This is a genomic window from Kitasatospora sp. NPDC001175, from assembly GCF_053598215.1.
The window spans coordinates 19,191-42,849 of record NZ_JBSFJU010000056.1; the positions used below are offsets into that span (position 1 = coordinate 19,191).

20 protein-coding genes and 1 tRNA gene are annotated in these 23,659 nt (G+C 66.8%); 10 read left to right on the forward strand and 11 right to left on the reverse strand.

The window, feature by feature from the left end:
- Positions 1-77: 77 nt before the first annotated feature.
- Complete coding sequence (locus tag ACWDAK_RS30450; protein ID WP_344634974.1) at positions 78-1,088, forward strand: NAD-dependent epimerase/dehydratase family protein; 1,011 nt, start codon at positions 78-80, stop codon at positions 1,086-1,088.
- A 149-nt stretch (positions 1,089-1,237) separates the two neighbouring features.
- Here the strand turns inward: ACWDAK_RS30450 and ACWDAK_RS30455 are convergent, their stop codons facing one another.
- The 4 genes from ACWDAK_RS30455 to ACWDAK_RS30470 form a co-directional block, all read right to left on the reverse strand.
- A complete protein-coding gene (locus ACWDAK_RS30455; protein ID WP_344634975.1) occupies positions 1,238-1,996 on the reverse strand; it encodes a bestrophin-like domain in 759 nt (252 codons plus the stop codon).
- Positions 1,997-2,097: 101 nt separating this feature from the next.
- Complete coding sequence (locus ACWDAK_RS30460; protein WP_344634976.1) at positions 2,098-3,147, reverse strand: family 2 encapsulin nanocompartment cargo protein polyprenyl transferase; 1,050 nt, start codon at positions 3,145-3,147, stop codon at positions 2,098-2,100.
- A gap of 190 nt (positions 3,148-3,337) precedes the next feature.
- Entirely contained in the window at positions 3,338-4,765 is a 1,428-nt protein-coding gene (locus tag ACWDAK_RS30465; protein WP_344634977.1) for a family 2B encapsulin nanocompartment shell protein, read from the reverse strand.
- Positions 4,766-5,157: 392 nt separating this feature from the next.
- Positions 5,158-5,391, reverse strand: a complete 234-nt coding sequence (locus ACWDAK_RS30470) for a hypothetical protein (protein ID WP_344634978.1) — start codon at positions 5,389-5,391, stop codon at positions 5,158-5,160.
- 208 nt (positions 5,392-5,599) lie between these two features.
- Here ACWDAK_RS30470 and ACWDAK_RS30475 point away from each other — a divergent pair, with 208 nt between their 5' ends.
- Positions 5,600-6,136: a DUF6197 family protein gene (locus tag ACWDAK_RS30475; RefSeq protein WP_344634979.1), complete on the forward strand. Its 537-nt coding sequence runs from the start codon at positions 5,600-5,602 to the stop codon at positions 6,134-6,136.
- A 155-nt stretch (positions 6,137-6,291) separates the two neighbouring features.
- Positions 6,292-6,915, forward strand: a complete 624-nt coding sequence (locus ACWDAK_RS30480; protein ID WP_344634980.1) for a TetR/AcrR family transcriptional regulator — start codon at positions 6,292-6,294, stop codon at positions 6,913-6,915.
- 179 nt (positions 6,916-7,094) lie between these two features.
- On the opposite strand, the gene ACWDAK_RS30485 is transcribed toward ACWDAK_RS30480, so the two are convergent.
- Complete coding sequence (locus tag ACWDAK_RS30485) at positions 7,095-8,318, reverse strand: FAD-dependent oxidoreductase (protein WP_427394222.1); 1,224 nt, start codon at positions 8,316-8,318, stop codon at positions 7,095-7,097.
- Between the two features lie 1,560 nt (positions 8,319-9,878).
- Positions 9,879-9,965: transfer RNA gene (locus ACWDAK_RS30490), tRNA-Thr, on the reverse strand.
- A gap of 321 nt (positions 9,966-10,286) precedes the next feature.
- On the opposite strand from ACWDAK_RS30490, the gene ACWDAK_RS30495 reads away from it, so the two are divergent.
- Both ACWDAK_RS30495 and ACWDAK_RS30500 read left to right on the forward strand, forming a co-directional pair.
- Positions 10,287-13,352 (forward strand): HD domain-containing protein, encoded by a 3,066-nt coding sequence (locus tag ACWDAK_RS30495; RefSeq protein WP_427394221.1) that lies wholly within the window; start codon positions 10,287-10,289, stop codon positions 13,350-13,352.
- Between the two features lie 26 nt (positions 13,353-13,378).
- A complete protein-coding gene (locus ACWDAK_RS30500; RefSeq protein WP_387618436.1) occupies positions 13,379-14,005 on the forward strand; it encodes a DUF4231 domain-containing protein in 627 nt (208 codons plus the stop codon).
- Positions 14,006-14,379: 374 nt separating this feature from the next.
- Here ACWDAK_RS30500 and ACWDAK_RS30505 read toward each other — a convergent pair whose 3' ends face one another.
- Entirely contained in the window at positions 14,380-15,198 is an 819-nt protein-coding gene (locus ACWDAK_RS30505) for a class I SAM-dependent methyltransferase (RefSeq protein WP_427394220.1), read from the reverse strand.
- On the reverse strand, positions 15,195-16,508 hold the full coding sequence (locus tag ACWDAK_RS30510) for a helix-turn-helix transcriptional regulator (protein WP_427394219.1): 1,314 nt from the start codon (positions 16,506-16,508) through the stop codon (positions 15,195-15,197). Before ACWDAK_RS30510 ends, ACWDAK_RS30505 begins: the two co-directional genes overlap by 4 nt.
- 203 nt (positions 16,509-16,711) lie before the next feature.
- Here ACWDAK_RS30510 and ACWDAK_RS30515 point away from each other — a divergent pair, with 203 nt between their 5' ends.
- The 5 genes from ACWDAK_RS30515 (at position 16,712) to ACWDAK_RS30535 (ending at position 20,466) form a co-directional block, all read left to right on the forward strand.
- Positions 16,712-17,206, forward strand: a complete 495-nt coding sequence (locus tag ACWDAK_RS30515) for an ATP-binding protein (RefSeq protein ID WP_427394218.1) — start codon at positions 16,712-16,714, stop codon at positions 17,204-17,206.
- A 181-nt stretch (positions 17,207-17,387) separates the two neighbouring features.
- On the forward strand, positions 17,388-17,528 hold the full coding sequence (locus tag ACWDAK_RS30520; RefSeq protein WP_427394217.1) for a hypothetical protein: 141 nt from the start codon (positions 17,388-17,390) through the stop codon (positions 17,526-17,528).
- A gap of 13 nt (positions 17,529-17,541) precedes the next feature.
- On the forward strand, positions 17,542-18,729 hold the full coding sequence (locus tag ACWDAK_RS30525; protein ID WP_427394216.1) for a cupin domain-containing protein: 1,188 nt from the start codon (positions 17,542-17,544) through the stop codon (positions 18,727-18,729).
- A complete protein-coding gene (locus ACWDAK_RS30530) occupies positions 18,726-19,622 on the forward strand; it encodes an aldo/keto reductase (protein ID WP_427394215.1) in 897 nt (298 codons plus the stop codon). Before ACWDAK_RS30525 ends, ACWDAK_RS30530 begins: the two co-directional genes overlap by 4 nt.
- A gap of 19 nt (positions 19,623-19,641) precedes the next feature.
- The gene (locus ACWDAK_RS30535; protein WP_427394214.1) at positions 19,642-20,466 is read left to right on the forward strand and encodes a hypothetical protein; all 825 of its coding nucleotides are present in this window, start codon (positions 19,642-19,644) and stop codon (positions 20,464-20,466) included.
- A gap of 52 nt (positions 20,467-20,518) precedes the next feature.
- Here ACWDAK_RS30535 and ACWDAK_RS30540 read toward each other — a convergent pair whose 3' ends face one another.
- From ACWDAK_RS30540 to ACWDAK_RS30550, 3 genes are all read right to left on the reverse strand, one after another.
- Positions 20,519-21,199, reverse strand: coding sequence for a DUF429 domain-containing protein (locus ACWDAK_RS30540; RefSeq protein WP_427394213.1), 681 nt, complete (start codon positions 21,197-21,199; stop codon positions 20,519-20,521).
- Between the two features lie 534 nt (positions 21,200-21,733).
- Positions 21,734-22,807: a DUF3631 domain-containing protein gene (locus tag ACWDAK_RS30545; RefSeq protein ID WP_427394229.1), complete on the reverse strand. Its 1,074-nt coding sequence runs from the start codon at positions 22,805-22,807 to the stop codon at positions 21,734-21,736.
- Positions 22,808-23,337: 530 nt separating this feature from the next.
- On the reverse strand, positions 23,338-23,601 hold the full coding sequence (locus tag ACWDAK_RS30550; RefSeq protein ID WP_427394212.1) for a hypothetical protein: 264 nt from the start codon (positions 23,599-23,601) through the stop codon (positions 23,338-23,340).
- Positions 23,602-23,659: the final 58 nt, after the last annotated feature.

The window sequence follows — 23,659 nt, forward strand, 5'->3', positions numbered from 1 at the left end:
CCGCCACGAGTGAACGAAAGTCAGCTCGAAGTGAACGACCGTACCCAGCAAGGGTAGTGACGTGCAGTCTTGCCGGTATGAACATCCTCGTACTCGGCGGCACGTCCTTCCTCGGACGCGCCTATGTCACCGAAGCACTGCGCCGCGGCCACCGCGTCACCACCTTCAACCGCGGCCTGAGCGGAGCCGACCAGGACGGCGTCGAGGCCGTCCGGGGCGACCGCAACTCGGCCGCCGACCTGGAACGGCTGGTCGACGGCCGGCGGTGGGACGCGGTGGTGGACACCGCCGGCCAGCAGCCCGCCGCGGTCGCCCTCGCCGCCCGCCTGCTGCGGCCTCACACCGACCGCTACAGCTTCGTCTCCTCCATCCACGCCTTCGCCGACTGGCCCGCGCTGCCGGTCAGCGAGGACTCCCCCACCCACCCCTGCCCGGCCGACACCCCGGCGGACCAGCCCCCGGCCAACGCGCTGAAGGCCGGCTGCGAGCGCGCACTGCTGGAACACTTCGGCGCCGAGCGCTCGGTGATCCTCAACTGCGGCCTGCTGATCGGCCCTTACGAGAACGTCGGCCGCCTGCCCTGGTGGCTGGAGCGGATCACCCGGGGCGGAAAGGTGGCCGCGCCCGGCAGCCCCGACCGGACCATGGCACTGATCGACGCCCGGGACTTCGCCGCCTTCGGGCTCGACCTCGTCGAGCGCGGGGCCTCCGGCCGGTACGTGACCACTGCACCGGCCGGGTCGACCACCATGGGCGAGTGGCTGGCCACCTGTGTGGAGGTCACCGGCGGCAAGGCCGAGCTGGTCTGGATCGACGACGAGGCACTGCTGGCGGCCGAGGTCACTCCCTGGGTCGAGCTGCCGCTCTGGACCCCCGACCTGCCCGAGTGGCAGGGCATCTGGCTGGCCGACACCGCCAAGGCCCAGGCCGCCGGGCTGAACTGCCGCCCGATCGCCGAGTCCGTCCGCGACACCTGGGCCTGGATCCAGGAGCGTGGCCCCCGCACCAAGCCCTACACCCAGGGCAGCGTCCCGCTCGGGATCGACCCGGCCAAGGAGCGCAGACTGTTGGAGCAGGCGGCGGGCTGAACCCCGCCCGAGGGCTCCGGGCGCCCGGCCGGGGGCGGGGGAAGCCTGGACGGGGCGGGGCACCCGGCCGAGGGGTGGGGCACCGCGTGGGCCGGCCGCTGTGGAGCCGGCCGGTTTCGCGGTGCCCCTCCCCCCTTGGCGGGAGCCCGTCAGCGCGGCGGAGGCAGGCGCTGCAGGAAGACGTCGAACGCCGTCGGCTTGACCGCCGTGACCCCCGCGAACGGGAAGTCCATCTCCCTGATGACGATCAGTGAGATCACCACCAGCCCGCTGAGCGCCAGCACCATCAGCGCGTGCGAGAAGGTGTTGGAGAGTCCGAACAGGAAGGTGAAGCCGACCGTCAGCACACCACCGATGATCAGCGCCGCCCAGAGCAGCGGCGGCACGTCCTCGTCCACCTGGCTCAGCCGGGCGCGGCGCTCGGAGGCCAGGCTCTCCAAGTGGCTGACCGCGTGGTCGTAGAGCACCCGCTGCTGGTCGTTGCCCGCCTGGATCGCGAAGACGTCATCGCGCATCTGGTAGACGAGTTCGGTCGCGGCCGGAAGGGACTCGTGGTGGGCCATCAGCGGCCACTCGCTGTCTTTGACCGTTTGGGCGTAGTCGAGGGTGTGCTTCTCCAGCTGCGGGCCGAGCGGAGCCGGCAGCTGGCGGGAGATCCAGTAGATCCCCGCCAGCGAGTCGGCCTCCTTGAAGGTGGTCTTGCGGGCCGCGTCGTTGTTGTCCCAGACCGCGATCACCACGAACGCCAGGAGTACTGCGTAGAGCACCCCCACGGCGGCGAAGATGAACCCCGCCACATCGTTGTGAACCTCGCGTACCGGGTGCGGGATGAAGCGTTGCACCAGGTACAGCACCGCCGAGACGGCTAGCAGGACGCCGACCAGGATCCCGATGTCCAACAGACTCATACGTTGTGCTTCCCTGCCCTTGCGGTTGTGCGGACCTGCGGACGTGCAGAGGTGGTTCTGGGTGCAAGGGCGCGGTCGGACGCGGAGTCGGGGACGGGCCCTCAGTGGTTGCGGCGGGTGACCAGTTCGGCCAGCGCCAGCAGGTCGTCGGCGGCGGTCGGATCGGGGACGGCTGTGGAGAGGTGGCCGATCGCGGCCGCCATCCGCTCACAGGACTCGGTCTGTGCCCAGGCCCGCCCGCCGGCGCCGTCCACCGCCGCCGCGGCGGCCAGCAACTCCTCGGCCGTCAGCGGCCTCTCGAGCGCGTAGAGCTCGGCGAGCACCGCCGCCTCCTCGGATCCGGAGGAGAGCGCGTGGACCACCGGCAGTGACTTCTTCCGGGCGGCGAGATCGGCGCCGACCGGCTTCCCGGTGACGGCCGGGTCGCCCCAGATGCCGATCAGGTCGTCGATCAGCTGGAAGGCCAAGCCGATCTCCCGGCCGAAGGCGTCCAGGGCCTGCGTGGCGTTGTCGTCGGCGCCGGCGTAGAGCGCGCCGATCGCGCAGGCGCAGCCGAGCAGGGCCCCGGTCTTGCCCTCGGCCATGGTCAGGCACTCGGCGAGCGAGACGTCGTCACGCCGTTCGAAGGCGCAGTCGCTCTGCTGGCCCGCGCAGAGCTCGACGACGCAGTCGGCGAGCCGGCGGACGGCCGCCGGGGTGGCCGGGTGGTCGTCCTCGGCGAGCGTGCGCAGCGCGAGCGAGTGCATCGCGTCGCCGGCCAGGATGGCCTCGGTGGTGCCGAACACCCGCCAGGCGGTGAGGCGGTGGCGCCGGGTCTGATCCCGATCGATGACGTCGTCGTGCAACAGGGTGAAGTTGTGCACCAGTTCGACGGCCGCCGCCGCCCGGACGGCCTCGGCCGGGCGGCGGCCGAGGGCCTGTACGGCTGCCAGCACCAGTGCCGGGCGGATCGCCTTGCCCGCACCGGCGTTCGCGGGCGTACCGTCCGGCTCCCACCAGCCGAAGTGGTACCCGGCGATCCGGCGCATCGACTCGGGCAGCGTGCCGATCGCGGAGCGCAGCGCCGGGTCGACCAGCGTCCGCGTCCGGACCAGCACGTCGGCGACCTGGTGGCCCTCCCGGCTGCCGCGGTCGAGTGTGAAGATCCCCATGTGTGTTCCTCCCCCGGATCGTCGGGCTCTTTCGGTGGGCCTTCCACGAGGCCCTACCCAGCCCCTCCCCCGACCCCGGTCGGGGCTTTTCCAATACAGGCGGTCAGGCGGGGCGTGGTCGCAAAATCCGACCGACCGCACCCCGCTTTCCGGTCAGGATCCGCACCGGACAGAAATCGACCGGGCGGAATCAGTCACGCGGACGCGCGACATCAACGTTCTCCAGTACGCCGATCGCATCCGGAACCAGAATGGCGGCCGAGTAGTAGGCACTGACCAGATAGGAGATGATCGCCTTCTCGTTGATGCCCATGAAACGCACCGAGAGGCTCGGCTGGTACTCGTCCGGAATTCCGGTCTGGTGCAGGCCGACGACGCCCTGGTTGTCCTCCCCGGTACGGAGCGCGATGATCGAGCTGGTGTGCCCGTCCACGATCGGGATCTTGTTGCAGGAGAAGATCGGCACACCGCGCCAGGCCGGGACCTGCTGACCGTGGACCTCGGTCGGCGTCGGGTAGAGGCCGCGCTTGCTGCACTCCCGGCCGAAGGCGGCGATCGCCTTCGGGTGGGCGAGGAACATCTTGGTGCCCCGGCGGCGGCTGAGCAGATCGTCCATGTCGTCCGGGGTGGGCGGGCCGGAGTGGGTCTGGATCCGCTGGCCGTACTCGGCGTTCTGCAGCAGGCCGAATTCGCGGTTGTTGATCAACTCGTGCTCCTGGCACTCACGGAGCGCCTCGATGGTCAGCCGCAGCTGCTGCTCGATCTGGTTCATCGGCTGGTTGTAGAGATCGGCCACCCGGCTGTGGACCTGGAGCACCGTCTGGGCGACGCTCAGCTCGTACTCGCGCGGAGCGAGCTCGTAGTCCACGTACGTGGCGGGGAGCTCGATCTCGCCCTCGTGGCCCGCAGCCAGCTCGATCTCGGCCTCGCCGTGCTTGTTCTGCGACTGCTGCGCGTCGGCCAGGTAGGCGGCGATCTGGTCGCGCAGCGCCTCGGAGCGGTTCACCAACTGCTGGAACGCGGCCCAGGGCAGTACGAGCGCCGTACCGGCGGTGGCGGCCTTGACCGAGTACTCCCAGAGCGCGTCGGCCTGGTGGACGGCCTCGTCGCCGAGGTGGTCACCGTCGGCCAGCACGCCGAGCACGGTGGTCTCACCGTACTTGCCGTTGCCGATCCTGTTCACCTTGCCGTGCGCGATCAGGAAGACCTCGTCGATCGGCTGGCCTGCCTCGACGAGCACCTCGCCCGCCGCGAAGTCCCGCTGGACGAACCGGCCGGCCAGCTCCTCCAGCACCGTGTCGTCCCCGAGGCCCCGCAGCACGGGCACCTCGCGCAGCGACGGCGGGACGACCCTGACCTCCGCGCCGGTCTTCACAAAGCTCACCCGGCCGCGCCCCACCGCATAGCTCAGCCGGCGGTTCACCCGGTAGGTACCACCGGAAACCTGCACCCACGGCAGCATCTTGAGCAGCCAGCGGGAGCTGATGCCCTGCATCTGCGGCTCGGACTTGGTGGTCGTAGCCAGATTCCGCGCGCCGGCGGTGGTCAGGCTGGTCTGCTGCCGGTCCTGCGGCTGGCCGCTCTGAGCGGGAATACCGAGATTTGTTTCGGTCGTCATTAGAGAGAGCCTCCGCATGAGCGCATGAAGTATCGCTTTACTGCACACATGCTGCGCCCAACCGGAGTCATTCGCAATCACTCTTTCGAGTGGCGGGAATAGGTGCCAAATTAGTACGACTGGTTCACCTGTTCAATTAGCCGATCGGCCGCCTCATAGAGTCGGCGGCAATTCAGCACGTCAGGGCATCGGGGAGCCGCGAGCGAAGATCGAACAGTCGCACCCGAACGGCCGGGGCAGCGAACCCACCGCCACCCCGACCGTCGGCGCACACCCGCCTGCGTACGCCTGCCTACGTACGCCTGTCCGCCCGAGTCCGCCTGCCGCCTGCACCGACTGCCGGCGCAGCCCTGCCAGCGCGGACCCGCCCGCCGGCACTCCCGCAGATGCCCCTACAGGTGGTCCCTCAGGTACTCCGAAACGCTCCGGCACCATCCGGCGAGCTCCTCGCGGTGGTGCAGCTGCCCCTCGCACAGGGCGGCGACCTGCGCGTCGGTGAGCCGGTCGGGGCTGTGCACCTCCAGCAGGTGCGAGACCTCCCGCAGCGTCGTCGACAGCCGCTCGGCATCGGCATGGCTGAGCATCACCAGCGCGTCGGTGTGGCCAATCGTCATGGAACCAGGCATCGAGCCCTCCTACAGTCGGCCCCCTGTCCGATCGGTTCCCCGTCCTGCGGGATCCCGTCCGGCCGGACCCGAGTCCGCCCGGACCCCCGTCCACGGTACGGCCGCCGACACGACGACTGCATCCGGTGCGCGCCTCCGGCGCCGAGAACGGCCGCCGCGCTATCAACGGAAGGGCAAATAGGTACAAACCCTTTCATTGGAGTCCGCCGTGCCGCTTCTCACCCGAGCCCCGCAGCAGTTCTTACTCACTCTCGACGATTCCGGCCTGATCGCCGAGATCGAGGCGTACCTGGCTTCCCTGCCGACCCCCGCGCGCACCGCCGTCCCGTACGTCTGCGCCCTCGGGAGCGTCCGCCGGCCCTGGAACGCCGGCCACCCGGAGCCCCGGCCGACCCTGCTGGACCGGATCGCCCGCCGTCCGCCCCGCCCGGTCCCGGTCACCGTGGCCGACCATCTGCGGCTCACCTCCCACTACATCGCCTTCCACGGCTGGCTCCAGGGCGCGATGTGGGACGAGGCCGGACGGGTCTGCCTGCTCGGCGCGCAGGCGGCGGTACTCGCCCACGGGTACGGCACACCGGACCACGCCCGCCGCGGCCGCGTCCAGGTGATGGAGGTGCTGCACGGCACCGGGCATCCGGTGGCCTCCCCCGACGAGTACAACGACGCCCCGACCACCCGCCAGGCCGACGTCCACCGGCTGCTCGACCGGGCCGCGAGCCGGGCGTCCGGCCTGGGCATCTAGCGGGGCGGGCCTCCGGGCCCGCCCCGGCCGGCCGACGTTCCGGGGCACCGCCGCTCCACCGAGCCGGACGCGCCACTTCGCCAGGCCGCGCCCGGGCGGTGTACGGTCGGGTGTCGTTCGCTGGACCGGGGAAACGTGAAGGGGGTGGGGTGCCGATGGCCCCGCGCCGGAGCGCCGACCCCGCGGCCCGGACCTTCGTCGAGGAGGCCCGCCGCCGCCAGATCATCGAGTGCACGATCGACCTGATCTCCACCCGCGGCTACCCCGCGACCTCGCTCTCGGCCATCGCCGAGGAGGCCGGCATCTCCAAGTCGGCGGTGCTGTACCACTTCTCCTCCAAGGACAACGTCACCCAGGCGACGCTCGACCACGTCTTCGAGCAGTTCACCGGGTACGTCCGGGAGCGGGTGGCGGCGGAGTCCGATCCGCTCGACACCGTGATCGCCTACCTGCGCGCGATGATCGGCTACCAGCAGGCCAACCGGCGCCATGTCCGGGTGATCACCGAGATGCTGCTGGACGACCGAGGCGGCACCCAGCTGAAGAACCCCGGCTCGCATGACACCCGCGGCCGCTGGCAGGAGCTGGCCGCCCTGCTCGCCGCCGGCCAGCAAGCCGGCCGCCTGCGCGAGTTCGACACCCAGGTGACGGCGCTGGCCATCGGCGGCGCGATCGACAGCGTCATCTCGCACTGGCTGGTCCACCCCGAGCTCGATCTCGACGCCGCCACCGCCGAGTTGGAGACCTTCACCCTCAACGCCATCCGACCGCGCGACTAGCCACCACATTTCAGCGCGCGAGGGACTCGCCGCCAGCCCGCCGCGCCGGCAAGCGAGTTCACCGCGCGCTCACCCGCTGCGCTTGGGCTCCCATTTGCGACACGCCATCAGATCCGCCATCAGATCCGATGCGACGCACTCGCCTTCCGCGCGGTACGGCCCTCACGCCGCCACGGCGGCTACCGTCGCGCGAAGGCGGGCGCACGTTCGGGGCGGATGCCGATGCCGCCGAGGTAGCCCGTCACACTGCGCAGCGCCGGCACCCGCCGCATCAGGCGGATCGGAACCGGCAGGCGCTCGGTGTCGAGCGTTCCGCTGAGAGCTGGGCCGTGCATCATGTCGTGGTCGCCCAGCTGCGTCTTCTGCATGAAGGCCATCGGCAGCCAGCGCCGCTTCTGCACCCGCGCCAGGTCGGCGAGTCGGACGCGGCCGCGGCGCAGCGGGTCGGCGAGGATACGGGCCGCCGCGACGGCGTCCTGCACCGCGAGGTTGACCCCGACACCGCCGACCGGGGACATGGTGTGGGCGGCGTCGCCGATGCACAGCAGGCCCTCCCGGTACCAGCGCGGAAGCCGGCCCATCGTCACCTCCAGCAGTTTGACGTCCTCCCAGGACTCGATCGCGTCCACCTCGGCGCCCCAGCCGAACAGTTCGCCCAGCTCGTCACGGAACCACTGGATCCCCTGGGCCCGCAACCCCGTGTCGCCGCCCTTGGGGATGAGGTACGAGGTCTGGTAGTAGTCGCCGCGGTCCGTGGTGACCGCGACCCGCCCGCTGCGGACCTGCCCGAAGACCCGGCCCGCCTTGTCGCGGTCGGGCCGCAGGACCGGTACCCGCACCTGCCAGACGTCCATCGGCACCTCGAACCAGTCGGGCCGCATCCCGGCCTCCCGGCGGACCTCCGAGCCCCGGCCGTCGCAGGCGACCACCAGGTCGGCCGCGAGCTCGCCGGGTGACCCGTCCTCGTCGACGTAGTGAACGCCCGTCACCCGGCCACGCTCGGTGCACAGGCCGGTGAACGCGGTGTGCATCCGCAGGGTGAACGAGGGCTCCTCGGCGGCGGCTTCGGCGAGCAGGTTGAGGAAGTCCCACTGCGGGACCATGGCGATGTACTTGTGGGGGCCGGGGATCCAGCGGAAGTCGGCCATGGTGACGGTGTGTTCGCCGATGTTCATCTGCATCTCCTCCAGCCTGCGGGCCGGAAGTCGGGCGAACCTGCGGCCGAGGCCGAGTTCGTCCAGCAGTCGCAGGGTGGAGGGGTGGATGGTGTCGCCCCGGAAGTCCCGCAGGAAGTCCCCGTGCTTCTCCAGCACGGTCACCTCGACTCCGGCCCTGGCCAGCAGCAGTCCGAGCATCATCCCCGCCGGGCCACCACCCACCACACAGCACGTCGTCCGCTCCATGTCCACGCTCCCCTCGCAGCAAGGCTCTGACCGAACGGTCAGTCAACTGACCGCACGGTCAGGCTAGCACCGGCTAGCGGGAACGCCAGGGCACCGGGGACTGCGCCTCCACCCGGACGCCGACACCGGGCGCACCCCCCGGACCAACACCCTTCGACTGCAGGCAGGCCCACCGCCACGAGCGACAATCGACCGCCCACCCCCCGCACGCCGCCTCCCGATCGGACCGCACGACACCTGACGCGGCCGCGCGCGGCACTCCCGTCCGCCGCCGACATCGCCCCCGGCGCCCGACGGGCACCACCAGATCGCGGTCACGGCGGAGGCCAAAGCGCACGCAGCGCAGGAGAGGCCGCGCGAGGCGATGGACCACATGAACCGGCCGCTGAAGCGGCGCCCAACCTCAAACGGGGCCGGGAAGTTACCCAGCCCCGTAACCGCGGCGCCGCGCCAGCCGCAACCCGCGCAGCTCCCCGCCGAGTCGCGCACCTACGCCCACCGACACCCCAGCACCCGCCACGACCTGCGGAGATTGCTTCGACTTCGCACATGTGCGCCCACGAACCGCGGAACCCGGGGAGGAGATCCGCCCCCTTCGGCACCTCATCACTTAAACTGTCGCCATCACACAACGTGAGGGTTCATGTGAGCAGCGTGAATGAAGCACCAAGAAGGTCGCGGCGTCACCTCGTACTCCGCGGATCACTGATCGCCGCGCTCGTCGTGCAGTTGGCCGTGCTCGTCTCCCAGCAAATGCAGATCGACGATCTGCAGGCTCAGCGCATCGGCGATCTGCAGGGCGAGCACATCGTGCACGGACCCTCCGGTCCGCCTGGCCCCTCCGGCCCGGCCGGCCCCGCCGGCCGCGACGGCCTGCAAGGCAGGGACGGGAAGGACGGAAAGGACGGGGAGGACGGACAGAACGGGCGAGAAGGGCGAGACGGCGTCGACGGCAGGGAGGGCAAGGAGGGCAAGGACGGCAAGGACGGCACGAACGGGCAGAACGCTGCCGCCGAGCCATCGCCGAGCGAGTCCCACGACCACGGTAAGCCCCCCTGGAACAGGGGGCCCCTCCCCGGCGACCTATTCGGCGTTCACAGTTCACGATGGCCCCAGGCTCCGCAGTCCACGGGCCCGCACGTGATGAAGCAATCTCCCTAGGTCATGGCGGCGTTGGGGTGCCGAAAGGCGTAGGTGCGCGGCTCTCGGCAGAAAGCTGCGCAGGTTGCGACTGAGAGCGCACCCGCGACCGCGCACGTCAACAGCGCGGCCGTCGCCTACTCGTTGCGCGCCGAGGGCCTTCGCGCCCCACGTCCGAACCGTCCAGCCGCGAAGTCGGTGGCCTGACCCGACCAAGCGACCGCGACCGGGATCGCCGACAAGCTCGGTGAAGCCATCCGCGGAGCGCTCGGCGGCGAGGATCCGCCGGCCGATTCCGGCACGGCAGTGGCACGGCCGTCCCGACGAACTGCACCGCTCGGACAACGACGAAGGGCCGGTTCCCGAGGATCACCCTCGTGAACCGGCCCTTCCGTGCGTGCTGCAGGGTTTCAAGCGGAGAGCCCCCTGTCGGGTTCGAACCGACGACCCCCGCTTTACAAGACGAACCCGGATCATGACGGGGCGTGACGCCTGATGCCGCGTGGCGCTGACCTTGCAGGTCAGCGCCACGCGGCAGGTTGAGTGATCCAGCTCGGAGCAGTGCCGGCCACCCCATCCGCTCACGCATCGCTCACGCATTTGAACCCGGCTATGGCCGCACCGACGTGTGCACCGCCAGGATCACAACGATCGTGGCCCGCTTCCAGCCGATCACCCAACACTTACTGCCGCACGTCTCGACGTCAATCAACCATCGATGCAAGCTCCTTGATCAGGTATCAGTATCGGGAAGGTACCAACGCCAACAGCAACGTTGGGCTAGCATCACGGCTGTCCGCCTCGGCTCACATCGCCTCCGGAGATCCAGTGCCCGAGCCTCTACCGTCACTTGCTGAGCGAAAGGCGCAAAGCGCCAGCCAGTACCAGGCATTTGGCGGCATAAGCCTTATCGCCACACGTCGAGACTTGCAAGAGCTCCTGAGTCGGATTGGATCCTACGGCTTCTTCGACGAATACACCAAGCACGATATCAGCCATATCGATGCAATGCTAGAGAAGCTTGACTGGCTAATCCCGCCACACTGTCGGGAATTGATGACATCGGCAGACTGGCTGCTTATCGTCCTAGCAACCTATTTCCATGACCTCGGAATGCTCGTCACAAAGGACGAATATGCACGCAGAAGTGAGTCGGGGTTTGAGCGATTCCGTGACGAGGTTCTCCTAACACAGGACGACAGCGGAAAAGATTATGCAGCCAGGTTGACCCATCTAGGCGCAGACGATCGCGAACGATTTCTGTATCAAGAGTTTGTTCGCCACCACCATGCCACTCGCGTGAAGAACTGGATCGAGGGGGAGGAGAATCGCCAGGTCGGAGTTACCGATGGCATGCGGGAGGAAGTACAGCGCATCCTATCCCCGGTAACCGATATCTTCCGCGATGACCTAGCCAAAGTATGTGAGAGTCACCACCTGGATGACCTCTATGATGAACACAAGTATCCGGTAGCTCAGTTTTACGGACAAAACGAGCAAGAGTCTGCAAATGTCCAGTACTCGGCAGTACTGCTGCGGACCATCGACTTGTTGCACATCACTCAGGATCGAGTCCCCTCCATCGCTTTCCGCGTTCTCAATCCGACTGACCCGATCAGTCAGGATGAGTGGGCCAAGCAATCCGCGGTTCGAGCAGTGAAGCCGAAATGGGGCACGGATAGCGAAGGCAACCTCAGTGAAGCTGCACATCGGGACACTATCTCGGTTCACGCTCGATTCACAGAGGGGAATGGATTCTTCGGGCTCACCTCTTACCTATCTTACGCAGAAGCCCAGCTCAGGAAAAGCAACGAGTGGATCTCTCGATCTAATCAGACCCTTGGCACAAAACTCACCTTTCCTTGGAAGCATGTAGATACCGCAAAGGTCGAAGCAAAGGGGTTCTTGACCGAGACCTTTGGCTTCAAACTCGACCAAGCTAAGGTGCTCGACCTTCTCACCGGTCACACGCTCTACAATGACCCAAGTGTGGTCGTCCGAGAACTTCTCCAGAATTCCATCGACGCGATTCGATTGCAGCATGGAGACCGCTCCGAGCTTGATGGGAAGGTACAAATTTCCTGGGATTCAGAGGCCCGGACCCTTGAGGTTTTGGATAATGGATCTGGCATGACTCAGGAAATTATTGAAAATAATCTCCTTCGCGCGGGGTCTAGTCGCTACCAAGATCCCCAATTTCGAAAGAGCCACCCGAACTTCCATCCAATCAGTCGATTTGGTATTGGCGTCCTGTCTACCTTCATGGTCGCCGATAACGTCGAAATTATCACCTGTCATCCGGATGAAAAAGATGCAAGGCAACTCTCTCTGCGCTCTGTCCATGGAAAATACCTGGTCCGACTTCTCAACAAGTCCCAAGATGTTCCACGGGAGATTCTCCCGCATGGAACCCTCGTACGGCTAACCGTTCGCCCCAGCGCTAAAGTCGATGATGTGCTGAGGATCGCGAAGGGCTGGATCGTAGTTCCTCGTTACAACGTTGATGTTGTAATTGACCGGAAAGAACCGGAAAATATCGGCTTTAAATCTGTTGGTGATGCACTTCGATCATCGCTCTTGGAGTCTGGATATCTGTCGGAAGACCTTAATGGGCAAAAGGTTCGCATTGTCGAAAGAGATTCCGATGGGCTCTCGATAGCCTATGCAGTGGGATGGAATAACTACTTCAAGGAATGGGGATTTCTTCTCCGCCCTCAACGCGACCCCTACGTTCAACGGCGCGGGGGCCAGGCAGGCACCTGCGTCGAAGGGATTCGAGTCGAAGCAACAGCGCCAGGATTTCAGTCCTCGGGTGGCATCTGGGCTTTTGTCAATGCCTACGGACCCAGTGCGCCTCGAACGAACGTTGCTCGCTCGGCACTGGACTCAAGCCACGAGTATAAAGTCCTGCTAGAGCGCATTTACAGCGCCTATTGCGGGCACATCACCGAAGAAGTAAATCTGCTGCAGACGGAGCGCTCATATTCTCTCACATGGGCAACCGGCGAAGCTGCTTTTTTGGCCACACCGCTCATGCGTGATAATGCGCCACCGAAATCAGCTGCTGCTTTGCGTGAAAGCATGAAGGATATTCCACTGTTTGTTTTGGAAGAATCGGACGAGCGGCGCCAAGCTTCCGCCAAGCATCTAGATCAATTTGAGACCATCTATACGATGGAAAGCGCAGCGGCTGAACACATCGAGTATCTGCTTCGCGAACTTCCGAGCACAGCTTCACGCACATCCCTCTTGAAGGAGCTTGGCGGTCATGATTCAGGAATTCCGGAAAATATCCCTCTGCTGTGCACCAGGCTCGGCAGCCGCGGCGTGGTGGACGACTTCTTTTACTCTTCGTGGCAAATAGCCGAGGTTCACGGCTCGGTAAGTCATCGGCGCTGTGACTTTAAGTGGATCAAGACTACCCAAGATCCGCGATGGTCCGGCAGCGATTTGACGGAGACCAATCTTCGGTTTCTACTGACAAACGATGCAAGATCATACCGGTCTAGCGCGAAGAGCAATCTGGTCAGAATTCCGATCGGAGATGTGACTATCAGCGGACTTTCCGACTACTTTGGAGTGGTGGCTGGGAACATTCGATACCTCCTGCCCAATCATCCTTGGGCGTCTATGGTTGACAGGATTCTGGATGGCGAAGAAGATATCTCTCCATATGACGACCGGCTGATGGCTTTGTCCTGGTTGATCGCATCTGCAACGCATTCGCGCAGTCGCAACCATGAGATAGGCGAACTGAAGTCTACAGCCCGCCGATCTGGGCTGGCCGAACTTGTTGATATTGACGAATTCTCCTCCATTGCGGAGTCGTCAGATATTGCATACTTTGATACTCGCAGATGGAATAGGAATGCAGTTGACGACTCCTACCTTTAGATGCGGTTATTCCAATGGATAGGCGCATGGATGAATCTATAGGGCGCATCGTCGAGGATGGTAACCTCCATTCGCTGTCGATACCTCAAATCTCATGGGAGGATGATCCAAGAATTGCACTTAGGGCGCTTTTCAAGTGGGTGGAGGGTGCTGCGATCGAGACAATTAGTTGGTATATATCTGAAAAGACCTCTAAGGCCAAGTGGTCACGCTCACTGCGTTTTCTCGCTGTTATTCTTGCCGTTTTGGGGACGGTCATGCCTGTTGTGTCTGTTGGACTAGGATGGACGCTGACGGCTATCTGGGGATACGCCCTGCTCGGCCTAGGGGCAGGTTGTGTGGCTCTTGATAAGGCCTTTGGATTCTCCTCCGCTTGGACCAGATACCTCTCTGTAGCTACGGCATTGAGTAGGCAATTGATGAATTTTCAGGTATCGTGGGTGCGCGTGGAGCGGGAATTTTCAATTAAAGGGCAATCAGACGAGATCTTCGAGCAGGCGTTCAGCGAGATTCTCAGGTTCGTTGACATATTCAATCTAATGATTGAGCAGGAAACCTTGTCTTGGGTTTCTGAATTTCAGGCAAACCTGGTGAAGCTTGAGTCAAATTTGATCCCCTCGCCAGCAGGAGGAACCTCGCGAGCGCATAGCTGAGCGCATCACCATTGCCATATTCGACCGCGCGTTCCTAGCCGCCCAGGAATACGGGAAAGGAATGGGGGGCTAGATACGCCCGAGCTCGTTGACCTCACGCCGGCCGAGGTTCGCTGTCTGCTGGCAGCTGGCCCCGGTCGCGGTCCTGCGTCCACGCACCCCCATCCTGACGTGGTCAACGCTCCGCTGTTACAGTAAACATGCGGCGTGGGAACTCGTTCGTATGACATCTGCGCCGACCGCCATACCCCCGCTGAAGCCCTCACTACACCCCGCTACCAGGCCATTGGTCAGGGCATACGGGGAACTCTCGCTGGAATACTAGCCGCCGTGACTGGCTACCTGACCGGCGATAAAGGCGAAACTCTGCAGCCCTATATTCGGCACACCAGAATGCCGCCCAGGCATGTGATCTTGAATGACCCCTCGGCCTCGATGATGGCAGCAGCGCTCGCGGCTGCCCGGCTGACGGTCTCGTGGAATGGGACGCCGCACTGGTCGGCCCACGCCTCGTAGGAGGCTAGGTGGGCAACGATTGGCGCGGGGTCGGTGATCTCGATGGTGCCGGGCAGTTCCCGGACCCGAAGGTCCTTGAACGCCGTCCCGAGGTAGCTGCGGGCCTTCTCTAGGGAGAAGCGCGAGCTGAGGGAGACCCGTGCCGGCCCCTCCGGAATCCCGAGGATGTCTCCTGCAGCCTTGGCCCAGAGCTGGTCCAGCTCCCGCTTGTCGGTGTCGCTGTTGGTCGAGGCGAGGAGCACGCCGCCAGGCCGGAGGACGCGGGCCAACCCCTCGATCGTGGCCGCGATGTCGCCGACGTGGTACAGCATGTGCAGGGCCAGCACGGCGTCGACGCTGTTGTCGGCGAAGGGCAGGGCCTGGGCATCGGCCACCAGGACCGGCTTCGGGACATCGGCGAGGATGCCCCCTGAGATGTCCATCCCGACGACCTGGAGATCCGGGCGGTCCGTGTGCAGGCGGCTGACGAACTTGCCGTTGCCGCAGCCAACATCGAGGACCGTGCCGCTGGTGTCGGCCAGCTCTTCGACGACGATCCCGGGTAGGTCGTACTGCGGCTGCTGCCACCGGTAGATGGACTGACGGGCGGCCAGGTAACGTCCGTCAGCGTATGCGCTGTTCGCGAGGATGGACTTGTCGGCGACTGCGGCGTTCTGCTGTGCGGTGTTGCTCGTCACTGTGGCAGCTCCGGAGGGTTCGTGAGTGCGGGTCGAGAGCAGGCTTCTCTGACATTCTCACGGAGACTCAGGACGATCGGGGAGCCTGCATAGGCGGGCTCGGCGAGCCGAGTGCTCAGCGCCCGAAGGCGACTGGAGATGCTCGCTGTTTGCCGGTCCGGTGCGGCATCCAGCACCACCGAGAGCTTCTCCTGCACGCCGTCGAGGTCGCCGTGGGCGAGGTGGGCGTTGGCGAGGTCAAGGCGGGCGGCCAGCAGGTCACCGGAGGACTGCTCCTGCTGCGGTGCGGACTCGTACAGGTCGATGGCCTTGGAGGACGCCTCGATGGCGCGGTTCACGTGACGCTGGCTGCCCAGGGCAAGGAGGGCGGTGCCGGCGTAGGTCCACTGTTTGGCCTCGGGAAACGTGAACACGCCGGGAAGATCCACGGCGGCTATTGTGCTCCGCGCCGCCGCGGCCGCTTCCACGGCTCGTAGCGCGCTCGCGCTGTCGCCGAGCGCGGCGGTGGCCCGTGCTTCGAGGCTGAGCAGGCGGGCTGCGATCGTCCCGCTGTCCGCGTACGGCAGCCCGGCTCTGGCCAGTTCGGCGGCCTGGCGGTGGTCCTGTTGCCAGTAGGCGATCAGGGACTGGACGGATCGGATCCAGGCCCGAAGGCCGTTGTGGCCGGCTGACTCCGCGCAGCGCCAAGCCGTTCGCGAATGCGTAGTCGCAGCCGCGTACTGGCCGAGGTCGAGGGCGACATGGGTGGCCAGGCCACAGAGGCGTCCGGCCTGCAGGTAGAGATGGCTTGCCTGGTAAGGATGTTGGCGGCCACGGAGTAAGTCGAACACTCCTCGCCGGAGGGTTCCGATGTCGTGGAAGAGCTCGGACACCGGCTTGCTCACGTAGTCCCCTGCCAGCCTCGCGATGTCCGCGTCGATCTGTTCAAGCAGCGTGTCGTCCACGTTGGACGCGCTCGCGAAGCGGAGGAAGAGCGCGGACTCTGCCGAGTCGGCTGCCACGGCCACTACGAGATCGTCGTCGTGGTCCGTGCGCCGGGCAGGCACAGGAGGCGAGGCGTCGCCGACGCTGCTGGGCGGTGGGACTGCTTCGGCGGCTGCAGAGGGCACTGCCAGCAGGTCGGCCAACTGGTCGACCGAGAGGTCCAGGGCGCGGGCGAGCTTCGGCCGCATCCAGGGCTGCGGGGCTCCCCTGCCGCTCTCCCATCGCCCCACGGTCGTACGGTCCACATCGAGGGCTTCAGCCAAGGATTCCTGGGTGTGACCAACCGCCTCCCTGCGCTGGATCAGCCGGGACCTCCTGGATGCCATTCCGCGTCCTCCAGAGGTACGTCAGTTCGTCTGCAGTCGCAACAGGCCAGGTCATGCCCGGGTTTGCAGCACGGATGCCTCGTTGCCGCCTCAATTCTGCTCTGGTTCACCCGCGTTGGAGGCGGTTCTGTAGATACCTGCCGGGTGAATCCCGGCGCGAATCGGCCCGCTGCCGACCTCGTCCCGGTGAAAGGTCCGCGCTCATGTCCGTCGCCACCCGCCAAGCCATCACCCCCGCCCCGTTCGGCTTTCGCGTGCTGCCCAGTGCCGAGGCCGTGCCGGACGCCCGGCGGCGGGTGATACAGGTCGTGCGCGGTTGGGGCCTGCCGCTCGCGGAGGAGGCGCTCCGCGATGTCGAGTTGCTGTCCAGCGAGCTGATCACCAACGCCGTGTCTCACACCCACGCCCCATGCGTCGTGTGCGTGTCCTGGGACGGTGAACGGCTGCGCGTCGAGGTGACGGACGCCGGCCACGAACTGCCGGCTGCCTGCGGGATCGATCTCGACGCCACCGACGGGCGAGGGCTGTTCCTGGTGGCAGCGCTCGCGACGAACTGGGGCGCCGAGCCGGACCCCGCCGGCAAGCGGATCTGGTTCGAGGTCGGCACCACCGCCGCCGTCTCGGGCGACGAGCGACTCACCACGCTGGTGAGGGCCGCGGCCCCGAAGGCACGGGACGTCCTCCCGACCAGTGCCTGACAAGACTTCCTCCCGCTCCGACGCGGGCTTGGGGGGATTCAGGTGGCCGCGCTGGTCAACAGCCGCGCGGCACAAGCACCTGAGGTTCCTTGCCAGCGGCTTGCCCCGGCAACGGATCCATCGCTGCACCCACGACGGGGCTGGGCAGTCAGCCCGTCCCATGAAACCGAAGGAGTGCTTCATGCCCGAGAACCTGACGACCGGCACCGAGCTGGATGGCGACGGCCTGCTGGTCGCCCGTACGAAGGTCGCCGCGGCCCGCTCGCGTGGCGAGCAGCCGTCGGACGGCGGCTCCACCGGCCGCACCGACACCAACGACTGACGGCTGCATCACGATGACCGCTGAGCACTTCTCGGTGGTTGAGCGTCTGGGCGGGGATGACTTCCTCGCCCAGACGCTCGGCCGCAGCTTCAGGGTCGCACGCGGTGAAGCCGCGTCAATCGCCGGATTGATGAGCTGGGATGACCTCAACGCCATCCTGACCCACCACCGGTTCGAAGCCCCTCGCCTCCGCCTCGCCGCCAACGGGGAGCAGGTGCCCGCGCACACGTACTCCCGGCCGATCACCACCCGGCGCAGCACCGTCTGGCACCAGCTCCAGCCCTCCGAGCTGCACAAGAGGCTCGCCGAAGGGGCCACGCTCGTCCTGGACGCCGTAGACGAGCTCCATCCCGGCATCGGAGCTCTGGCGTCCCAACTGGAGCGGTGGCTGCGAACAGGAGTGCAGGTCAACCTGTACGCCTCGTGGACCAGCACTGAGGGCTTCGGCGTCCACTGGGATGACCACGACGTGGTGGTCGTCCAGCTCGACGGCGCGAAGCGCTGGCGCATCTACGGACCGACTCGCACAGTCCCCTTGCACCGCGACGTCGAGATGCCCGAGCCGCCGCCGGACGAACCCATTGCCGACCTGGTGCTCAACGCTGGTGACATGCTCTACCTGCCCCGGGGCTGGTGGCACGCCGTCGCTGCTTCCGAGGGCCAGCACTCGCTGCACGTCACGTGCGGGCTGCAGAGCACGACAGGCGCTGGCCTGGTCACCTGGTTGTCGGAGGTCCTGCGAGCCCACGAGGCCATCCGGGCGGACATTCCGCGCTTCGGAACTGCCGAGGAGCAGCGCGTCTTCCTCGAAACGATCGGCAAGCTCGTCGCGGCCGAACTGGAGAGTGCCGATCTGATCACTCGCTTCTCCGCCGCTCGCGATGCCACCGAGCGGGCCAGGTTGGTCCCGTCTCTGCCGTACATCACGACGGCTCCGCCGAACGCGGACCTGCGGGTGTGTCTCGTCACCACGCGGCCCGCGCTCACCGCCGGGCCGGAGGGCACGGTGCGGCTGACCACGGGCGGCGAGGAGTGGACGTTCGCGGCCAAGGCCCAGCCGATGCTCACGCTCCTCGCCGACGGGGAGAGTCACCGACTGGCCGATCTCGCACAGGCCGCCGGCATCACGCTCGCGCAGGCGGCCGGTGTCGTGACGGAGCTGGTCGACGGCCAGGTCGCCGCCATCGGGGGCGAGCGATGACCGCACGGCTGGGCCTGGGCACCTACCGCTGTCTCGATGTGGCCGAGGCCGCGTTGATGGCCGCCTCCCGTGGCGCCGACTGGGTGGACACCGCACCCAACTACGAGAACGGCCAGGCGGAGACATCGCTGGCCCTGGCCCTGGCTGCTTACCCTGACATGCGGGTCTCCACGAAGGTGGGCTTCCTCCCGCCGAGCGCCAGGCGCCTCGGCGTGCGTGCGGGCGCGCTGTCCGCCGAGGATGCCGAGCACGGGCACTGCCTCGCGCCCGACTACATCGCCTGGCAGGTCGCCCGCAGCAAACGCATGCTCGGCCGAGTCCCCGACCTGGTGTTCCTGCACAACCCCGAACACGGCTGCCATAAAGGCGAGATCGCCGACCGACTGTATGCCGCCTTCCTCGCCCTGGAAGAGGCATGCAGCCAACACGCGATCGGCGCCTACGGGGTCGCGACCTGGTGTGGCTTCAGCAGCGGACTCTTCGATGTGTCCACCCTGCTCGAACTCGCGACCAAGGCTGGCGGCCCGAACCACCACCTACGGGCCATCCAACTCCCGGTCTCCCTCGTTCATCTCGCGCCCGTCGCCCAGGCCCTCGACGGGCAAGGCCCGTTGGCCGAGACCCTGGATACAGGTCTGGAAGTCTTCGCCTCCGCGCCGCTCCACGGCGGCGAGATCCCCGACATCGTGACCCGCGAGCTGGCCGAGCTGATCAGCCCCGATGGCACGCCTGCGGAGGCCGCCCTCGCCGTCGTTGCCTCAGCCCCCGGAGTGAACCGCGTACTCCTGTCGACAGGGAACCCGGAACACTGGAGGCAGGCCGCCGGCGTTGTTGGCCGGCCCCCGTTGTCCCAGGACCTGCTACGAAGGGTCGTTGATGTACTCGGAACCTGAGCCGGACATCGCCAAGCGGATGCGCGAGATGCACGCCGCGGCAGCAGTGGCGTTCCACGTGCTGCCGATCGGTTCGCGCGAGGCGTGGGGCTGGCGCGGTCGTACCCTCAGCCGCCCGGTGGCCACGGCGTCCGGCGAGGGCTGGCTCCGCCTGGTGTCCGCCCCGGCCGACAAGGCCGGCGGGAAGCTCTGGGAGGGACCGCAGGAGGCGGAACGCCTCATGCCGCCTGCGGTTCCCCGGCCCCGACTACGTGAACGACGCACCTGGACCGAGGCCGAACACGGCTACCTGGCAGAGCTGTACGACAGAGTCACGACCCCCACCATCACCACCCACGAACCTGTTCTGCGGGCAGCACCGGACCTGGACGAAACCTGGTGGGAAAGGCTCAGTGGCGCGCTCGATGCCATTGCCGCCGTACCCAGCGGCCGGGTGGCCGTCCGCCAGGAGTATCTGGACCGGGCTATGCCGGAATACCTGGGCATTCCTGTCGACACCATCGTTCCCGCCTGGACGACGGCCCACGGCGACCTGCACTGGGCCAACCTCACGAGCCCTACGCTCACAGTGCTCGACTGGGAGGGCTGGGGCGTCGCGCCCGCAGGCTATGACGCAGCGCTCCTGCACGCGTACAGCCTCCTCGTCCCTGAAACAGCCGCCCAGATCCGCCGGCGGCTGGACCACATCCTCAATACCCCGGCCGGACGATTCGCCGAACTCGTCGTCATCACCGAACTACTGCAGACCACCACCCGAGGCGACAACCTCGACCTGGAAGGCGCCCTACGGGCCCGCCTCTCAAAGATCGCCGGGACACACCCATCACCCGGGCTTGGCCGGTAGGCGATCCAGAAACTCGCCGCCTGGTACGCGTAGACGCAGGCTGGCCTCTGCATCAGTACCAGATGGCCACTGGACGTCCTCCGATGTCCTGTTCGGGCACCTCGGGAAGGCATGCGGCGGTGCCGGTGGCGATCCTCTGGGCAGACCATGCGGCAGCGGCGGCATCGAGTACGTCGTCCGTCGGAACAGGGTCCGCCTCGCCCAGTTCGTCCGGAAGCGAGATACCCACCGCAGACAGTAGAGACCGCCGCAGCGCCTGTCCTCGCCAGCTCCTCTTGTCGTACATCAAGGGCTTTCCGCCGGCCATCGCCTGAAACGAGACTTCTGGGTGCACCTCGTAGATGCGTTCGGAGTCCTTGAGCCAGCACTCCCTGGCCTCGCGAAGTTTGGGCACCAGTGCCCAGGTCTGCCGACTGATCCTTTTCCCCGTGATCGAGAGGCACTTGTCGCTGGCTGCCAGGTAGTCCAGCTCATCCCAGACCGGCCTTGGCGCGGTCATGAAAACGCTGCTGCGTCGAGGTCCGAGCACTGCCTTGGCGCAGGTATCGGCGGCACGCCAATCGGACTCGATCAGCCCAAGGGGCATGTCGATCACAACCACGTCGGCGTCGCTGGAACGGGCAAGTAGGGACTCAAGCTGCACCTCGACCATGCTGCGGTGGTAGGCCCCGTCGACGAGCCAGACGCCAACCCAGCCGCGCTTGCCGCATGCATCGATACCTATGACGTTCATCGCCCACCTCAGCGCAGGAGACACTCACATGTCGGCAAGCTAGCAGCTGCAACGTTGGTGTCACCGAGGTACGGCGGCGAGGTGACTGTGGACGGGCACTCGGTCGCGGCGGCGCTGAGTTCGCTCGGTCGAGGCTGCGCTTCTGCGGTGCCCTCGGAGCTGGAAGGCTTGGCCGGTGGCCGCCCGCCCTCGTGCCGCCGCCGAGCAGGCCCCAGCCTGCCCTGCCCCCGACATGGTGCGTACGACGGCCGTAGGACGGTCGTACGCGACAACTTGCTCCGCCCCGAGGGCGCGGGCCAGGGAGGATGACTTACCCCACAACTTGCTCCGCCTGCGGCATCAGTCCGGTCACTCCCGGCGGCCTGTCCATCGCGGTGCTCCTGGACGACAGGACGGCGTTGCAGTCGTCCCACTCGTTGCATGGCTGGTCAGGGTGGTACGGGTGGTGATCCAGGGACGGTAGGACTCGTTGCGGGGAAGCAACCCGTCCCCGCCCTGAGCTGGGCGGGGACGGGTGGTACGGGTGGTAGTGGGTCAGGTGCCGGGTTGCTCGACGGGCTCCGGGCAGTAGCGGCTCCAGGGGTCGACGAAGCTGTTGCGGGTGAAGCCCTTGCGCTGGGTGTCGCGGTCGAAGCGGATGTTCGCCGAGCCGATGCCGTAGTCCTTGAGCAGGAGCTGCAGGCCGCGCGCGGTCAGGCCGTTGATGCCGTGCTCGCCCCAGGGTGCCTCGCTGTCGGCGTTGAGGGCGGTCAGGAGGTGCTCGGTGGACAGGGCGTCCGGGTTGCCGCCTGCAGTGAAGACGCGCCTGATGTCGGCCAGGATCCTGGTCTTCAGGCCGCCGTCCTCGTCCTGGCCGGACTCGTGCGCGGTCATGGCACGGCAGGCCGCTCGGGCTCGGGCGGGCCAGTCGCCACCGGCGAGGTCGGCGACCGACACCAAGGGCTCCCAGGTGTCGGCCGCACGGTCCTCGACTGGCATCGGCGGCTCCATGTCGGCTGCCGTGTCTGTCAGGGGCGCCAGCCAGGCTCGAAGGCCGTTGCGGGTGCGATGCAAAGCTGGGGTGTCCCGCTTGGAGCGGAACGCGGCGACCTGCTCGCCGGGTGCGCGGCGGCGCATGCGGATGACCACCGAGCGGTCCATGATCGTGTCCGGGAGGTCGCCGATACCGGCCAGGGCCGCCATGGCGAAGGTGGGGAACTTCATCGGCTTGTGGTCGGGCCCGGACACTCGCAAGGTGGGCCGGTTGCGCTGGTGACCGGCGTTGAGCAGGCCGCGCAGGTCCTCGTTCTTCTCCGCGGCCTTGATGCTGCCGAACAGGGTGTCCGCCTCGTCCACCAACAGGGTCGGCGGCTTGTCGGTGATCGACCGGAAGATGGCGGCCGGGGTGGCGTTGACCGTGATCAGCGGGTCGTGGACCGTCTCGGTGATCACGTCGAGCAGCCGGGACTTCCCGCACCGCTTGGCCGGGCCGATCACCGCCAGACGCGGCGCGTGCTGCCACGCGGGCTGCAAGTGCGTAGCGGCCACCCACAGGGTCACCGCGTCCAGCGCGTGGGCGGACGGCAGGATGACGAACCGGGCGATGGCTGACAGTAGTTCGGACAGCAGCTCCGCGCCTGGGGTGGGTGGGCTGACCGAGGTGACCGTGGAGACCAGGTCAGTGACCGGCTCGGAGGTGACCTGATCGGTCAAAGTGCCGGCATCCCGGTCAGTCCGGTCGGTCAGTACGTCGTTCTGACCGACCGCCGGTCGGTAGTGACCGGGTTGACCGGGGATGGCAATGGCGGGCCAGCCCTCCGCCGGGTCTCCCGACGCAGGCTGGCGGAAAGTAGAGTTCACGGTGAAGCTCCTCGCTGGTGCGCACGACCTCGACCGTCGCGCTGCCACCGGTTGAACTGATTCGCTGATCTGGGGACTTCGCCCGGCCCTCGGTGTTCGTAGCACCGAGGGCCATCGCGTTCTCGGCCTGCCGAGCCAACGAGCCGACTTGGCTCAACTCGCAGGCGGGTGGAGTGCGTTGCGCCGGTTTGCGACCGGCGGGCGACGCGACGATACGACCGCCCTGGCGGAAGATCCACTGCTCCAACGGCAGTCCTCTCACGGCAGACAAGCTCGTGATTCGACCTGCAGCCTTGTCGTCATGCAGCCGCACCGTCCGGCGCGACGTCGATGCCCAGCAGCCGCAGGAGGTCTGCGGTGATCACCCGGTACTTCTTGCCCAACCGCAGCACGCGGCACGGGTAGGCGTCCCGCCTCGCCAGCTCGTAGCCCTTGCTGCGGCCAAGGCCGATGGCGCGGTTGGCGGTGTCCAGGTCGATGGCGGCCGGCAACGCGAGCAATTCCGCCCGGCTCATGCCCGTGAGCTCCTGGTTACCCGTCTCAGTTCGCACAGCTGTCTCCATTCACAGGGGGCGAGCCCCGGTCGGCGGCCCCGGGAAGTCCGGGATCGAGGAGCAGCTT

Coding starts and splice junctions, on each gene's coding strand:
- ACWDAK_RS30530 (WP_427394215.1), top strand. CDS start 18,726: ATGACCGCACGGCTGGGCCTGGGCACCTACCGCTGTCTCGATGTGGCC.
- ACWDAK_RS30525 (WP_427394216.1), top strand. CDS start 17,542: ATGACCGCTGAGCACTTCTCGGTGGTTGAGCGTCTGGGCGGGGATGAC.
- ACWDAK_RS30520 (WP_427394217.1), top strand. CDS start 17,388: ATGCCCGAGAACCTGACGACCGGCACCGAGCTGGATGGCGACGGCCTG.
- ACWDAK_RS30550 (WP_427394212.1), bottom strand. CDS start 23,601: ATGGAGACAGCTGTGCGAACTGAGACGGGTAACCAGGAGCTCACGGGC.
- ACWDAK_RS30480 (WP_344634980.1), top strand. CDS start 6,292: ATGGCCCCGCGCCGGAGCGCCGACCCCGCGGCCCGGACCTTCGTCGAG.
- ACWDAK_RS30515 (WP_427394218.1), top strand. CDS start 16,712: ATGTCCGTCGCCACCCGCCAAGCCATCACCCCCGCCCCGTTCGGCTTT.
- ACWDAK_RS30470 (WP_344634978.1), bottom strand. CDS start 5,391: ATGCCTGGTTCCATGACGATTGGCCACACCGACGCGCTGGTGATGCTC.
- ACWDAK_RS30500 (WP_387618436.1), top strand. CDS start 13,379: ATGGATGAATCTATAGGGCGCATCGTCGAGGATGGTAACCTCCATTCG.
- ACWDAK_RS30540 (WP_427394213.1), bottom strand. CDS start 21,199: ATGAACGTCATAGGTATCGATGCATGCGGCAAGCGCGGCTGGGTTGGC.
- ACWDAK_RS30455 (WP_344634975.1), bottom strand. CDS start 1,996: ATGAGTCTGTTGGACATCGGGATCCTGGTCGGCGTCCTGCTAGCCGTC.
- ACWDAK_RS30510 (WP_427394219.1), bottom strand. CDS start 16,508: ATGGCATCCAGGAGGTCCCGGCTGATCCAGCGCAGGGAGGCGGTTGGT.
- ACWDAK_RS30450 (WP_344634974.1), top strand. CDS start 78: ATGAACATCCTCGTACTCGGCGGCACGTCCTTCCTCGGACGCGCCTAT.
- ACWDAK_RS30485 (WP_427394222.1), bottom strand. CDS start 8,318: ATGGAGCGGACGACGTGCTGTGTGGTGGGTGGTGGCCCGGCGGGGATG.
- ACWDAK_RS30465 (WP_344634977.1), bottom strand. CDS start 4,765: ATGACGACCGAAACAAATCTCGGTATTCCCGCTCAGAGCGGCCAGCCG.
- ACWDAK_RS30535 (WP_427394214.1), top strand. CDS start 19,642: ATGCGCGAGATGCACGCCGCGGCAGCAGTGGCGTTCCACGTGCTGCCG.
- ACWDAK_RS30460 (WP_344634976.1), bottom strand. CDS start 3,147: ATGGGGATCTTCACACTCGACCGCGGCAGCCGGGAGGGCCACCAGGTC.